Source organism: Streptomyces azureus (genome assembly GCF_001270025.1).
In the GTDB taxonomy this organism is placed as follows: domain Bacteria; phylum Actinomycetota; class Actinomycetes; order Streptomycetales; family Streptomycetaceae; genus Streptomyces; species Streptomyces azureus.
On record NZ_DF968357.1, the window covers coordinates 37763 to 52291 of the forward strand.

Genomic DNA, 14529 nt, shown 5'->3' on the forward strand with positions numbered 1-14529 from the left:
CGCGAACCTCACGGCTCCGCATCCGGCGGGCGGCCGTCCGAGGTACGGATTCACCTGGTGCCGCAGCGGTACGCCGCCCTCCCGTGCCGGACGTACGGGTGCCGCTCAGCCCGCCACGAACGTGTGCGCGGCCTTGTCGTGCCAGCACTGGCGCCACGGCTTGTCGAAGAGGCACCAGGCGATGCCGACGATCCCGACGACGAGGAGTCCGGGCACGCTGTAGACCAGCCAGCGGCGCAGGGCCGCGCCGAACTCCGGGGCGTCGTGGCCCTCGATGTCCCGCACTTCGAGACCCATCAGCTTCTTGCCGAGGGTGCGGCCCCACTTGGCGGTGGGCAGCACCTCCGAGACGACGCCGACGAGCAGCAGGACGGCCAGGACGATGCCGAGGTACACCGACGTGGTGCCGTCGAGCAGCCAGACCGTGACGGTCTCGCCGGAGAGCCTGGCCTCCTCGATCTTCTCGTTGACGTGGTCGACCGCCTTGATGCCGAGCGGTACGGCGGCCCCGGCCGTGATGACGGCGAGGACGAGGGTGTCCAGCAGCCGGGCGGCCAGCCGCTTGCCGAGCCCCGCGGGGCGGGCCGACGCCTGGCGCCGGGCGGCCGCCTGGAAGATGTCCTCGGTCGGCGGCTTCCAGGGCGCGACGGGCTGATCGTCGCCGCCGCCCGCTCCGGCGAGCCGGTGCACCTGCTGCGCCCAGGAGGACTGACCGCCGCCGGGGCCGGCACTGAGGGGGGTGGCGGAGGCGGCGGGGCCGGGCTGGGGCCCGCCGGACTGCGGAGGGACGGTGGGCGCCGACTGGGGCCCGGACAGCGCTGCCGGGGCGGCTGCGGAGGCCTGGACGCCGGGGTCGGCCTGGGCGGCGGCCCGGGCCGCGGCGGCCTTCCCGGCACTGAAGCCGGGGCGGTTCGAGGCGTCGGCGGAGGCGGCCGCACCGCCCTGCGCGCCGAAGGCGGGTCCCGCCGGGCTGCCGGCCGGGCCCGCGGGGGCGCCGAAGCCGGACCCCGCCGGACCGGCCGAGCCCGCGGAACCGAAGCCCGCCACCGCTCCCTGAGAGCCGAAACCAGAGCCTGCCGAGTCGGCACCGGATCCGCCCGGCCCGGCCTGCGCACCGAACCCGGACGCCGCCTGGCCACTGCCCGAACCGCCCGGGCCCGACGGACCGAACCCGGGAGTCCCGGAGTTGCCGCCGGGGCCCCCGGCCGGCTCGGAGCCGCCTGCGGACGCGGCCGTGCCCGGACGCGGCGACACCGCGCGGAACGTCATCGTGCCCTCGTCGGGGGCATCGGCGGAGGCCCCTCCCCCGGTCTTCCCCGTCGGGCGGCGGAAGACGAACGTGCTGCCGGCGGCCGCGGCGTTCGCCTCCTGGTCGGCGGGAGACGGCGGTTCCCCCTGTGCGGCGGACTCGTCGGCCGGCTGCCGGTCGGCGTGCGACACCCTCGGGTCGGCACCCTGCGCGCCCTGCGGAGCGCCCCACGAGACACGGCGGTCCTGGTCGCCGCCGAAGCCCGACTGGCGGGAGCGGTCGGCGCCCCAGGCGGTCGCGGGCTCGGGACGGCTGCCGTGCTGGGCATCGGCAGGGGACGGCTCGTCGGCCGGGTCCTCGTCGAAGAAGTGCGGGCCGGTCTCCTCGACCGAGGCCGATGCGGAGGCGGCAGCTGAGCCGGAGGCACCCGGCTGCTCCGTCCCCGCACCGGGCGGCGGCGCGAGCGTCTCGCCGTCCTTGGGCGCGGGACGGCTGGTGCCCGGTACCCAGGAGGCACCGTTCCAGTACCGGACATATCCAGGAATGGACGGGTCCGGGTAATAACCTTCGCGGGGCCTGTCGTCACCGGGGGCCGGGGTTGGGGCGCTCATCTCCGTCGTCCCGTATCTGCTCGAGGGCCAAATGGGGGCCTCCACATCTATCAGACATGCGCAACCCCCACCGCCGCTCCCACCGGACCCACCCCTTTCGAGCACCGATGTGCTACGGATCGCGCGGCCCGACGCCTCCCCCTGCGAAAAAACTTCCGGCAACGCGCGTAATGCCGCCGCCCCCGCGCGCTCTCTCCTCCCGACCGGCCCTCACGGGCAGCCGTGCAGAGAAGGGAACACCGCCATGCGCACCGTGGTGGAACGCGAACTGGAGCTGAAACTCGTCCTGTCGCCGCAGCGCCGGATCCCGGTGCCGGCCCGGCTCGGGTATGTCACCGACGATCCGTACGCCGTGCACGTGACCTTCCACATCGACTCCGCGCACCCCGTGCACTGGACGTTCGGCCGAGACCTGCTGGTGGAGGGCGTCTTCCGGCCGTGCGGGCGGGGGGACGTGCGGGTGTGGCCGGCGAAGGCCGAGGGGCGTGGCGTGGTGCTGGTGGCGCTGTGTTCACCCGACGGGGACGCCCTGTTGGAGGCCCCGGCGGCGCAGGTGTCGGCCTGGCTGGAGCGCACGCTGCGGGCGGTCCCGCCGGGGACGGAGGGTGAGCAGCTCGGTCTCGACGACGAACTGGACCAGCTGCTCGCCCAGTGAGGCCGGTGCGGCCCGGGAGGCGGGGGGACCGGGGACGCCCCGGCCGTCAGAACAGCTTGCCCGGGTTCAGGATGCCCAGCGGGTCGAAGGCCTGCTTGACCGCCCGCTGCATCTCCATCCCGACGGGGCCGATCTCGCGCGCCAGCCACTCCTTCTTCAGCACGCCGACGCCGTGCTCGCCGGTGATGGTGCCGCCGAGTTCCAGGCCGAGGGCCATGATCTCGTCGAAGGACTCGCGGGCGCGCCGGGACTCGTCGGCATCGGCCGGGTCGAAGCACACCGTCGGGTGGGTGTTGCCGTCCCCCGCGTGGGCGACGACCCCGATGGTGAGCCGGTACCTCTCGGCGATCCGGTCGACCCCTTGGAGCATCTCGGCGAGCCGGGAACGGGGCACGCACACGTCGTCGATCATCGTCACGCCCTTGACCGCCTCCAGCGCGGTGAGCGACAACCGCCGCGCCTGGAGGAGCAGTTCCGACTCGGCCGCGTCGTCGGCCGGTACGACCTGGGTGGCGCCGGCGGCCTCGCACAGTGCGCCGACGGCGGCGAGGTCGGCGGCCGGGGCGGTGGTGTCGAAGGCGGCCAGGAGCAGGGCTTCGGTGCTCTCCGGGAGGCCCATCTGTGCCAGGTCGTTGACGGCCTTGACCGTCGTGCGGTCCATGAGTTCGAGGAGTGACGGGACGTGGCCGCCCTCCATGATGCGGCACACGGCGTCGCAGGCAGCGGCCGCGGAGGCGAACTCGGCGGCCAGCACGAGCTGCTCGGGCGGCTTGGGACGCAGGCCGAGCACGGCCCGTACGACGATGCCGAGCGAGCCCTCGGAGCCGACGAACAGACGGGTCAGGTCGTACCCGGCGACGCCCTTGGCGGTGCGGCGGCCGGTGGACATGAGCCGCCCGTCGGCCAGCACGACGTCCAGTCCGAGGACGTACTCGGCGGTGACCCCGTACTTCACGCAGCACAGGCCGCCCGAGGCTGTGCCGATGTTGCCGCCGATGGTGCACATCTCCCAGCTGGAGGGGTCCGGCGGGTAGTACAGGCCGTGTTCGCCGACGGCCCGTGAGAGGGCGGCGTTGATCACGCCGGGCTCGACGACGGCGATGCGGTCGACCGGGTTGATCTCCAGGATCCGGTCCATCTTGGTCAGGGAGAGCACGATGCAGCCGTCGGAGGCGTTCGCGGCGCCGGACAGTCCGGTGCGGGCGCCCTGCGGTACGACCGGGACGCGCAGGGCGGTGGCGGTGCGCATCACGTGCTGGACCTGCTCGACCGTGCGGGGCAGGACGACCGCGGCCGGGGCGCCGGCCGGGCAGAAGCTCGCCATGTCGTGGGCGTAGGAGGCCGTGACGTCGGGGTCGGTGAGGACCGCCTCGGCGGGCAGGCCGCCGAGCAGGAGGTCGATCAGGTTGCCGGTCGTTTCGTCGCTGGGCGCTTCGATACGGCTCATGATCACAGGTTCGCATCCGGGACCATCGGTGTGAACCGTTCCTAGGGACTGAGTGGAAGTGAGTCCTGTTGCCAGGGCCCGTGCTCAGCCGAACACCCGAACGGTGTCGGGCGTTCTGGCCGACCGCGTTCTCGCCGTGTCTGGCCCGACGGATCCTGTCCGTGCTCCGGGGACGCGGGGGCGGTTTCCCTCACGTCCCGGGTGCCCGGCCGGGCTGATGGTGCCCTTCCGTCTCTCTGGTTGCATCTCGCGCGGAAGTTGCCGCCTGAGGGGGCGCAACAGCCACCTTCAACAGGAGTGGGACCGCGCGGACTTGCCCACCCTGCAAGCGCATAAGGGATGCGGTGCGCTGGGTGTGACCTGCCGCTTTGCGGGCCGATGGCACTGCGGGGGCTCCTTGAGTGGGCTTCTGCATGGGGGTGACGTCTCGACGCCCCGCCATCCGAGGAGGATGACGGGGCGTCGAGACGCTTCGAGACCTACAGGGCGCTTCCAGCATCCGCCGGGTCGTGCGGGTGCCCCGTGACACCCGCACAACCTTGAGCCGCCGTGGGACTAGAGGTTGCCGCGCCGGGCCTGCTCTCGCTCGATCGCCTCGAACAGGGCCTTGAAGTTGCCCTTGCCGAAACCCATCGAGCCGTGGCGCTCGATGATCTCGAAGAAGACGGTCGGGCGGTCCTGGACCGGCTTGGTGAAGATCTGCAGCAGGTAGCCGTCCTCGTCACGGTCGGCGAGGATCTTCAGCTCGCGCAGGGTGCCGATCGGGACCCGGGTCTCGCCGACCCACTCCCCCAGCGTGTCGTAGTAGGAGTCGGGCGTGTTCAGGAACTCGACGCCGGCCGCGCGCATGGTGCGGACCGTCTGCACGATGTCGTTGGTGTTGAGCGCGATGTGCTGGACGCCCGCGCCGCCGTAGAACTCCAGGTACTCGTCGATCTGGGACTTCTTCTTGGCGATGGCCGGCTCGTTGATCGGGAACTTGACCTTGAGCGTGCCGTCGGCGACGACCTTCGACATCAGCGCGCTGTACTCGGTGGCGATGTCGTCGCCCACGAACTCCTTCATGTTCGTGAAGCCCATCACCTTGTTGTAGAAGCCGACCCACTCGTTCATCCGGCCGAGCTCGACGTTGCCGACGCAGTGGTCGATGGCCTGGAAGGTGCGGTGGGCGGGCGGCTCGACCATCGGCTTGGCAGCCACGAAGCCGGGCAGGTACGGGCCGTCGTAGCCGGAGCGCTCGACGAGGGTGTGGCGGGTCTCGCCGTAGGTGGCGATCGCGGCCAGGACGACCGTGCCGTGCTCGTCCTTGAGCTCGTACGGCTCGGCCACCGAGCGGGCACCGTGTTCGAGCGCGTAGGCGTACGCGGCGCGCGCGTCCGGCACCTCGATGGCGAGGTCGACGACGCCGTCGCCGTGCTCGGCCACGTGCCGGGCGAGGAAACGGCCCCAGTCGGTGGTCGGCTTGATGACCGAGGTGAGGACGAAGCGGGCGGAGCCGTTCTCCAGGACGTAAGCAGCGGTCTCGCGGCTGCCGTTCTCCGGTCCGGAGTAGGCGACCAGCTTCATGCCGAAGGCGGTGGAGTAGTAGTGCGCCGCCTGCTTGGCGTTGCCCACGGCGAAGACGACCGCGTCCATTCCCTTGACCGGGAAGGGGTCGGCCTGCCGGGCGGTGTCGGGAGTGTGGTGTGTGGTCTGCGTCATAGCCGCAGGGTCTCCCCGCCCGGCAAGGTGCGCAATAGTTTGCGTTTCCGCTGGGCAATCTGTTCAGCAATACGGCCGTATCGACGGCGCTTCTGTACAGGATGACCACGCCGGGAGGCTGCTGTGGCGATCGATCATCTGGACGGCCGGATCATCCTGCTGCTGGCGCGGGAGCCGCGGATCGGGGTGCTGGAGATGTCCCGGCGGCTCGGCGTGGCCCGGGGTACCGTGCAGGCGCGGCTGGACAGGCTTCAGTCGAACGGAGTCATCCGCGGCTTCGGCCCGGAGGTGGACCCGGCGGCGCTCGGCTACCCGGTCACGGCGTTCGCGACGCTCCAGATCCGGCAGGGCCAAGGCGCCGACGTACGGGCCCACTTGGCGACCGTGCCCGAGGTGCTGGAGCTGCACACCACCACCGGCAGCGGGGACATGCTGTGCCGGCTGGTGGCCCGCTCGAACGCCGATCTCCAGCGTGTGATCGACCGGGTCGTCGGTTTTGATGGCATCGTCCGGGCCTCCACGGCGATCGTCATGGAGAACCCCGTTCCGCTGCGGATCATCCCGCTCGTGGAGCAGGCCGCGGAGGAGACCTGAGTCGTGGGGTGAGCGCGTGTGAACTTCTGGGAGTTTCTGGCGAGCCGCCACCAGCAGCTGCTCACGGACGCCTGTCAGCACGCGAGCGCCGTCTTCCAGTGCATGGTCGTCGCGACCGTGCTCGGAGTCCTGATCGGCGCCGCCACATACCGCAGCGAGTGGGCCGGGAACCTCGCGACCACGGCCACCGCCACTGTCCTGACCGTGCCGGCGCTCGCCCTGATCGGGCTGCTCATCCCGGTCGTGGGGCTGGGCGTGGCGCCGACGGTGATCGCGCTGACGCTGTACGGGCTGCTGCCGGTCGTGCGCAACGCGATCGTCGGGCTGCGCGGGGTCGACCCGTCGCTGGTGGACGCGGCCACGGGCATCGGGATGTCCCGCCCGGCCCGGCTGCTGCGGATCGAGCTGCCGCTGGCCTGGCCGCCGATCCTGACCGGGATCCGGGTCGCGACCCAGATGCTGATGGGCATCGCGGCCATCGCGGCGTACGCCTCGGGACCCGGCCTCGGCAACGTCATCTTCCGCGGCCTCGCCTCGCTGGGCAGCGCCAACGCGCTGAACCAGGTCCTCGCGGGCACGCTCGGCATCATCGTGCTGGCGCTGCTGTTCGACGCCGCGTACGTCCTGATCGGGCGGCTGACCATTCCCAGGGGGATCCGTGCCTGAGACCGATGGCCACGGGGCCTCCATCGAGCTGGAGAACCTGACCAAGCGCTACCCCGGCGGTGCGCAGCCGGCCGTGGACAACGTGAGCATGGAGATCAAGGCGGGCGAGGTCGTCGTCTTCGTCGGCCCCTCGGGTTGCGGCAAGTCGACCACGCTCAAGATGATCAACAGGCTGATCGAGCCGACCGGCGGCCGTATCCGCATGGGCGGTGAGGACGTCACCGACATCGACCCGGTCGGGCTGCGGCGCAAGGTCGGCTACGCCATCCAGTCCGCCGGGCTCTTCCCGCACATGACGGTCGCGCAGAACATCGCGCTCGTACCGAGGATGATCGGCTGGCCGAAGGCCCGGATCAGGGCGCGGACCGAGGAACTCCTCGATCTGGTCGGCCTCGACCCGGGCGAGTTCCAGGGCCGTTACCCGCGCCAGCTCTCCGGCGGCCAGCAGCAGCGCGTGGGCGTGGCACGGGCCCTCGCCGCCGATCCCCCGGTGCTGCTGATGGACGAGCCGTTCGGGGCGGTGGACCCGATCACCCGCGACCATCTCCAGGACGAGCTGATCCGGCTCCAGCACGAGCTGCACAAGACGATCGTCTTCGTCACGCACGACTTCGACGAGGCGATCAAGATCGGCGACCGGATCGCAGTCCTGCGCGAACGCTCCCACATCGCGCAGTTCGACACCCCGGAGGCCATCCTCACCAACCCGGCGGACGACTTCGTGTCCGGGTTCGTCGGCGCCGGGGCGGCGCTGAAGCGGCTGAACCTGACCCGCGTGCGGGACGTGGAGATCACCGACTATCCGACGGTGACGATCGACGACCCGTTGCAGCAGGTCTTCAACCGGCTGCGGGCCGCCGGCACCAACGAGGTCCTGCTGCTCGACCGGCGCGGCCGCCCCTACAAGTGGCTCAGACGCGGCGACCTGATGCGGGCCCGGGGCTCGCTGGCCCGGGCCGGGACGCTGGTGCACGACACGGTCACCCGCGACGCGACCCTGCGGGACGCGCTGGAGGCGGTGCTCACCGACAACGCCGGGCGGGTGGCGGTGACGGGACGGCGCGGTGAGTACACCGGCGTCGTCGACATGGAGACGCTCCTCAACTCCGTGCACGACATGCTGGAGGCCGACCGGTTCGACGCGCTGGAGCACCAGCACGAGCTGGAGGAACTGCGGGCGGCGCGGACGCAAGCGGAGCAGGAGGGCGGCGGGGGCGTCACGAGCGTGGGCGGCTTCGGAGGGACGCGGTGACCGCTCCGGGGCAGGTGCGCACCGCCCCCGAGCCGGCGGACGAAGACCAGGCCGAGGCGCCCCGGACGCCACCCGGCCCGCCGCCCCGGCGCGTCGGCTGGCAGAAGCTGACCGTCCTGCCCGCCGCCCTGGTGGCCGTACTGCTCGCCACCTGGCTGTGGTTCCAGCAGGCCGACCTGGACGCGCTGTCCCGGAACGCGCTGTCCGGCGGCCAGGTCTCGAAGGCCCTGTGGCAGCACATCCAGCTGACCGCGATCTCGACGTTCTTCGTGCTGATCATCGCGATCCCGCTGGGGATCCTGCTGACCCGCGGGGCGTTCCGCAGGGCCACCCCAGTGGCCTTGGCCTTCGCCAACATGGGCCAGGCGGCCCCCGCGATCGGACTGCTGGCGCTCCTCGTCATCTGGCTGGGCATCGGCCGCAGGGCCGCCCTGATCGGCATCATCGTGTACGCCGTCCTGCCCGTGCTGTCGAACACGATCACCGGCCTGAAGGCGAACGACCCGACGCTGCTGGAGGCGGCGCGGGGCATCGGCATGTCGCCGTTGGGAGTCCTGACCCGGGTGGAGCTTCCCCTCGCGGTCCCGCTGATCCTGGCGGGTGTCCGCACGGCCCTCGTCCTGAACGTCGGCACGGCGACCCTGGCGGTCTTCGGCGGGGGCGGCGGACTGGGCGTGCTGATCACGACCGGGATCACCAACCAGCGGATGCCGGTGCTGGTGCTGGGCTCGGTCCTCACGGTGGTCCTGGCACTGCTCGTGGACTGGCTGGCCTCGCTGGCGGAAGTGCTCCTGCGGCCCCGGGGGCTCCAGCCATGAGGCGGCGGATGTGCCTGGCGGCGGCAGCGGGACTGCTGGTCGCGGGCTGCGGCCTGACCAGCGGCTCCCCCATGGCGGACGACGTGCGGCCCGGGTCGGCCGGGCGGGGCGAGCCGCTGAAGGACGCGAGCCTGACGGTGACGTCGAAGTCGTTCACCGAGGGACTGATCCTCGGTGCGATCATGGGCATCGCCCTGGAGGCGGCCGGCGCCGAGGTGCTCGACCGCACGGGCATCCAGGGTTCCATCGGCAGCCGCGAGGCCGTCCGCAAGGGCGACGCCGACGCCGGGTACGAGTACACGGGCACGGCCTGGATCACGTACCTGGGGCACAGCAAGCCGATCCCCGATCCGCGCGAGCAGTGGGAGGCGGTGCGGAAGGCCGACGCGGCGAACGGGCTGGCCTGGCTGCGGCCGTCGTCCCTGAACAACACGTACGCGCTGGCGATGAACCAGGAGAACGCGAGGAAGTACGGCACGAAGACCCTGTCCGACGTGGCGAAGCTGGCGAAGTCCGACCCGGGGGCGGTGAAGCTGTGCGTGGAGGTCGAGTTCGCGAACCGGGCGGACGGGTTGCCGGGCATGCAGCAGGCGTACGGGATGAAGCTGCCGGCGCGGAGCGTCACGCAGATGGACACGGGGATCATCTACACCCAGACGTCGAAGGGGAGTTGCCCGTACGGGGAGGTGTTCACCACCGACGGTCGCATCGAGTCCATGAACCTGGCGGTCATGGCGGACGACCGGAGGTTCTTCCCCCACTACAACGCCGCGCCGATGATCAACGCGAAGACCCTCAAGCGGTGGCCGGCGATCGCGGACGTCCTGGACCCGGTGACGGCGAAGCTGAACAACACGGTGGCACGGACGCTGAACGCCAAGGTGGATGTGGATGGGGAGGATCCGCATCAGGTGGCGCTGGAATGGATGGTGGCGGAAGGGCTTGTCAGGGAGGGGTGACTTACAAGACTCACAAAGAAGCCGTTGCAAAGGCCCCTTTGCAAGGCTATCTTTGCATGCATGCCCGAAGAACCAGCTCCACGGCTGCTCGATGCCCGATCCCTCCGCGGCCTGGCCCATCCCCTACGGATGCAGCTACTGATCGCGCTGCGGCGCGGTGGGCCCGCGACCGCCTCCCAACTGGCGGAGAAACTGGGCGAGTCTAGTGGCGCGACCAGTTACCACCTGCGGCAGCTCGCCACGCACGGCTTCGTCGCGGACGATCCGGAGCGCGGCAAGGGACGGGAGCGCTGGTGGAAGGCGGCGGACAGCGGCGTCCAACTCGACGAAACCCTGATCAAGGACCCGGATCCGGCCGTGCGCGGAGCCGTCGCCATGTTCCGCTACGAGCTCGCGAACGTGCACACCCGAGAGGTCGCGACCTGGCTCGGCACCGCGAACGACTGGGCCGGGGAGTGGGACGGCGCCACCGACCTGAGCGACTTCACCCTGCGCCTCACTCCCGAACTCGCCCGTGAGCTGATCGGCAGGATGCACGACCTGGTCCAGAGCTACCGCCCTCTGGCCGAGGGCACCCCGGACGCGGAAACGGTGCGCGTCCACACGCACGTCTTCCCCAGCCAGACGACGCCGTGAGAGGCCATCCGCATGCACCCGGACATCCATCTCGCCCTGCACCGCGCACGCGCCGACGAACTCCGTGCCGAGGCCGGCGTCCGTCCCGCCGCCCGGAACCGACACGCCCTCCGTACCCGCCTGGGCTGGACCCTCGTAGAGGTCGGTTTAAGACTCGCCATCCGGCCGGGGACGGCAGCCGCCGCCCACTAACAGCTGGGCACGGACCCCTTCCCCGTCTCCAGGGCCACCAGTGAGCTCACTGTGCTCTTCAGCGTGGTCACCGGAATCAGCCGCAGGCCCTTCGGCAGTTCGGCCCGCGCGTCCGCGCACTCCGCCTTCGGGACGAGGAACACGGTCGCACCGTCACGCTTGGCGGCCTGGGTCTTGAGGGCGACGCCGCCCACCGCGCCGACCGTGCCGTCGGCGGAGATCGTGCCCGTACCGGCGATGACGCGCCCGCCCGTGAGGTCGCCGCCGATGCCGTCGCCGTCGAGCTTGTCGATGATCCCCAGGGAGAACAGCAGCCCCGCACTGGGTCCGACCACGTCGGTGAGCTTCAGGTCGACCTTGACGTCCTTGCCGTCGAGGCCGAGGTAGCCCAGCGCGGCCTGCGTCGCCGCGTCCTGGGACTCCTTCATCTGCTTCTTGTTGTGCCGCTCGATCTCCTTGACGCTGTCCCCCGGGTAGATGGCATCGCGCGGCATGACGGCCTCGTCGCTGCGGAACCAGCTGTCGATGACGTCGGGGAACGAGACGCGGCGGTCCGGCGAGGTCGCCACGATGGTCGTCATCCGCAACTGCCCACGGGTGTCCCGGGTCGGCGCCCCCGAGATGGTGATCACCGGCGTGCCCTTGTGCTCGCCGAGTACGTTCGCCGTCTCCCCCGGCCGCGCCACCGAGAACGGCAACGGCGCGAACACCGCCGTGGCGAGCAGGGCCGCGACGGGCAGGGCACAGACGGCGACGATCTGGGGGCGCGTGAGGCGAGAGAACACGGGATCAATCTAACTCGGGGGTGGGACCAGGCCGGGGCCAGGTCGTCCGAACCCTTCCCCGAGGACATGGCGTACCTCAGCGCAGCGCCTCGGCGACCTCCCGCGCCGCTTCGACGACCCGTGGCCCGACCCGCTCCGGCACCAGGTCCGCCAGCATCACCACGCCCACACTGCCCTCGACCCCAGTGACCCCCAGCAACGGCGCCGCGGCCCCGCAGGCTCCCGCCTCCAGCTCCCCGTGCGTCAGGGTGTACCCCGGGTCCGTCATCGGGTGCTGCCGGGCCGCGAGTATCGCCTTGCCCGCGGCCCCGCGCTCCAGGGGGTGCCGGAACCCGGCCCGGTAGGCGACGTGATAGTCCGTCCAGGTCGGCTCCACCACGGCCACGGCGAGCGCGTCCGCACCGTCGACCAGGGTCAGGTGCGCCGTCGCGCCGATGTCCTCGGCCAGCGACCGCAGCGCCGGCATCGCGGCCTCGCGTACCAGTGGATGGACCTGCCGCCCCAGACGCAGCACCCCGAGCCCGACCCGGGCACGTCCGCCCAGGTCACGGCGTATGAGCGCGTGCTGTTCCAGCGTGGCGAGCAACCGGTACACAACGGTCCGGTTGACGCCCAGTTTGAGGGAGAGCTCGGTCACGGTCAGCCCGTGGTCCGTGTCGGCGAGCAGCTTGAGGACACGCAGTCCTCTGTCGAGCGTCTGGGAGGTCTCCGCGGTCACGACGCCCACTCCTTAGTGGTGAGGTCGGCGGCCCTCTGGCGGTCGGGTGCGTCACCGAGTCCCGTCGACAACGCGCTTCAGAGGCCGCCGATCGGCCGGCGGCCCGGCCTGTCCGGGCCGCGTCGCTTCACGGCTGCGCTCCGCGGCGGCGCTGCCACGGGGCGTATGCGTAGCCGGACAGTAGCGAAGGGGGTTCGCTGAGCGGAAGGCTCCGTCCAGAATCCGGGCACACGTCGAGGCCGACTGGCACTGTTTGCCCGGATACGTGCAACAGGGCACCCATCGGGCCCCGATGAGCACACACGACACCCACACATACGGAACGGGCCGGCCTCGGCCGGCCCTGTGACGACGACGCCCGGCGTCACTTCATCCGCGTAGCCCACTCCTGGACCTTGGCGATCCGCTGGCGCAGCTGCCCCGCCGTCGCCTCCGCCGCAGGAGGCCCCCCGCACACGCGCCGCAGCTCCGTGTGGATCACGCCGTGCGGCTTGCCGCTCTGGTGGACGTACGCGCCGACCATCGTGTTGAGCTGACGCCGCAGCTCCATCATCTCCTTGTGCGAGACGACCGGTCGCCGCTCGGCGGGCACTTCGAGCAGGTCGGCCTCCTCGTCCGGCTTCTTGCGGCTGTGCGCGATCTGCCGGGCCTGCCGCTTCTGGAGCAGCAGCTGGACCTGGTCGGGCTCCAGCAGCCCGGGGATGCCGAGGTAGTCCTGCTCCTCCTCGCTCCCCGGGTGGGCCTGCATGCCGAACTCGGCACCGTTGTACATGACCCGGTCGAAGACCGCGTCGGACTCCAGCGCCTCGAAGGGCAGCATGTCCTGCTCGCCGGTGTCCTCGTCCTGCTCCTTGTTCGCCTCCTCCATCTCCTTCTCGGATTCGGCGTACGGGTCCTCCTCGCCCTCCTTCTTGGGCTTGTCGAGGACGTGGTCTCGCTCGCGCTCCATCTCGTTGGCGAAGGAGAGCAGGTCGGGCACGGTCGGCAGGAACACGGAGGCCGTCTCGCCGCGCCGCCGGGACCGCACGAAACGCCCGACGGCCTGTGCGAAGAAGAGCGGCGTCGAGATGGTGGTGGCGTACACCCCGACCGCGAGGCGGGGCACGTCGACGCCCTCGGACACCATCCGGACCGCCACCATCCACCGGTCGGTGTTGCCGCTGAACTCGTCGATCCGCTCGGAGGCCCCGGAGTCGTCGGACAGCACGAGGGTCGCCTTGCTGCCGGTGATCTCCCGGATGAGCTTGGCGTACGCGCGGGCCGACTCCTGGTCGGAGGCGATGACGAGCGCACCGGCGTCCGGGATGGCCTTCCTGACCTCGGTCAGCCGCTGGTCGGCGGCGCGCAGCACCGCGGGCATCCACTCACCGCGCGGATCGAGGGCGGTCCGCCAGGCCTGGCTGATGGCGTCCTTGGTCATGGGCTCGCCGAGCCGCGCGGCGACCTCGTCACCGGCCTTGGTGCGCCAGCGCATGTTGCCGCTGTAGGAGAGGAAGATGACCGGCCGGACGACGTTGTCGGCGAGCGCGTTGCCGTACCCGTAGGTGTAGTCGGCGGCGGACCGCCGGATCCCGTCCTGCCCTTCCTCGTACGTCACGAAGGGGATGGGGTTGGTGTCGGACCGGAAGGGCGTACCGGTCAGGGCCAGCCGGCGGGTGGCGGGCTCGAAGGCCTCCAGACAGGCCTCGCCCCAGGACTTGCTGTCACCGGCGTGATGGATCTCGTCGAGGATGACCAGGGTCTTGCGCTGCTCGACGCGGTTGCGGTGCAGCATCGGCCGCACACCGACACCCGCGTACGTCACGGCGACTCCGTGGTACTCCCGGCCGAGCGGCCCGGCGCTGTACTCCGGGTCGAGCTTGATGCCTATCCGGGCCGCGGCCTCGGCCCACTGCTTCTTCAGGTGCTCGGTCGGGGCCACGACGGTGACCTGCTGCACGACATGGTGGTGCAGCAGCCAGGACGCCAGCGTCAGCGCGAAGGTCGTCTTGCCGGCGCCGGGGGTGGCGACCGCCAGGAAGTCCCGCGGCTGCTCCTGGATGTACTTCTCCATCGCGCCCTGCTGCCAGGCGCGCAGTTTGCTTGCGGTACCCCAGGGGGCGCGGCCGGGGAACGCCGGGGACAGGTGGTGCGAGGCAGAGCTGGTGCCGGCGGTGGTAGTCACGGTCTCCGTTGGGGGTCGGGCGGCTCGTTCGAGGGAGCCTGACGGCTCGGCTACGTATGACAACCGGGCCACCCTACCGGCG

Annotated in this window: 14 protein-coding genes; 8 read left to right on the forward strand and 6 right to left on the reverse strand. The window is 71.3% G+C overall.

The genetic code is table 11. The annotated features are described in order from the left end of the window. Positions 1-105 precede the first annotated feature (105 nt). Positions 106-1860 (reverse strand): RDD family protein, encoded by a 1755-nt coding sequence (locus tag AOQ53_RS27820; protein ID WP_059421390.1) that lies wholly within the window; start codon positions 1858-1860, stop codon positions 106-108. 244 nt (positions 1861-2104) lie between these two features. Here AOQ53_RS27820 and AOQ53_RS27825 point away from each other — a divergent pair, with 244 nt between their 5' ends. Next, positions 2105-2515, forward strand: coding sequence for an SsgA family sporulation/cell division regulator (locus AOQ53_RS27825; RefSeq protein ID WP_059421391.1), 411 nt, complete (start codon positions 2105-2107; stop codon positions 2513-2515). A gap of 46 nt (positions 2516-2561) precedes the next feature. Here the strand turns inward: AOQ53_RS27825 and AOQ53_RS27830 are convergent, their stop codons facing one another. Further along, positions 2562-3968 carry an FAD-binding oxidoreductase gene (locus tag AOQ53_RS27830; protein WP_059421392.1) on the reverse strand — a complete coding sequence of 469 codons (1407 nt, stop codon included), beginning with the start codon at positions 3966-3968 and terminating at the stop codon, positions 2562-2564. 549 nt (positions 3969-4517) lie between these two features. After that, the gene (hppD, locus tag AOQ53_RS27835; RefSeq protein ID WP_059421394.1) at positions 4518-5663 is read right to left on the reverse strand and encodes a 4-hydroxyphenylpyruvate dioxygenase; all 1146 of its coding nucleotides are present in this window, start codon (positions 5661-5663) and stop codon (positions 4518-4520) included. Positions 5664-5786: 123 nt separating this feature from the next. Here hppD and AOQ53_RS27840 point away from each other — a divergent pair, with 123 nt between their 5' ends. From AOQ53_RS27840 to AOQ53_RS46660, 7 genes are read left to right on the forward strand one after another with little or no spacing between them, the layout of a single operon-like run. Continuing rightward, positions 5787-6257: an Lrp/AsnC family transcriptional regulator gene (locus AOQ53_RS27840; protein WP_020277695.1), complete on the forward strand. Its 471-nt coding sequence runs from the start codon at positions 5787-5789 to the stop codon at positions 6255-6257. Positions 6258-6275: 18 nt separating this feature from the next. After that, positions 6276-6923, forward strand: a complete 648-nt coding sequence (locus AOQ53_RS27845; protein ID WP_059421396.1) for an ABC transporter permease — start codon at positions 6276-6278, stop codon at positions 6921-6923. Further along, entirely contained in the window at positions 6916-8175 is a 1260-nt protein-coding gene (locus AOQ53_RS27850; protein ID WP_059421397.1) for a betaine/proline/choline family ABC transporter ATP-binding protein, read from the forward strand. The genes AOQ53_RS27845 and AOQ53_RS27850 overlap by 8 nt, the downstream gene beginning before the upstream one ends. Continuing rightward, positions 8172-8993, forward strand: a complete 822-nt coding sequence (locus tag AOQ53_RS27855) for an ABC transporter permease (RefSeq protein ID WP_059421398.1) — start codon at positions 8172-8174, stop codon at positions 8991-8993. Before AOQ53_RS27850 ends, AOQ53_RS27855 begins: the two co-directional genes overlap by 4 nt. After that, positions 8990-9952: a glycine betaine ABC transporter substrate-binding protein gene (locus AOQ53_RS27860; protein WP_059421399.1), complete on the forward strand. Its 963-nt coding sequence runs from the start codon at positions 8990-8992 to the stop codon at positions 9950-9952. The genes AOQ53_RS27855 and AOQ53_RS27860 overlap by 4 nt, the downstream gene beginning before the upstream one ends. A gap of 60 nt (positions 9953-10012) precedes the next feature. After that, a complete protein-coding gene (locus AOQ53_RS27865; protein WP_059421401.1) occupies positions 10013-10588 on the forward strand; it encodes an ArsR/SmtB family transcription factor in 576 nt (191 codons plus the stop codon). 12 nt (positions 10589-10600) lie between these two features. Beyond that, on the forward strand, positions 10601-10780 hold the full coding sequence (locus AOQ53_RS46660) for a hypothetical protein (RefSeq protein ID WP_059421402.1): 180 nt from the start codon (positions 10601-10603) through the stop codon (positions 10778-10780). Here the strand turns inward: AOQ53_RS46660 and AOQ53_RS27875 are convergent. The 3 genes from AOQ53_RS27875 to AOQ53_RS27885 all read right to left on the reverse strand — a co-directional run bounded on the left by AOQ53_RS27875 (position 10777) and on the right by AOQ53_RS27885 (position 14447). Next, positions 10777-11565, reverse strand: a complete 789-nt coding sequence (locus tag AOQ53_RS27875; protein WP_059421403.1) for a S16 family serine protease — start codon at positions 11563-11565, stop codon at positions 10777-10779. The two genes, AOQ53_RS46660 and AOQ53_RS27875, sit on opposite strands and share 4 nt — an antisense overlap. Before the next feature lie 76 nt (positions 11566-11641). After that, complete coding sequence (locus tag AOQ53_RS27880) at positions 11642-12283, reverse strand: IclR family transcriptional regulator (RefSeq protein WP_059421404.1); 642 nt, start codon at positions 12281-12283, stop codon at positions 11642-11644. Between the two features lie 364 nt (positions 12284-12647). Further along, positions 12648-14447, reverse strand: a complete 1800-nt coding sequence (locus AOQ53_RS27885) for a DEAD/DEAH box helicase (protein WP_059421406.1) — start codon at positions 14445-14447, stop codon at positions 12648-12650. Positions 14448-14529 lie beyond the last annotated feature (82 nt).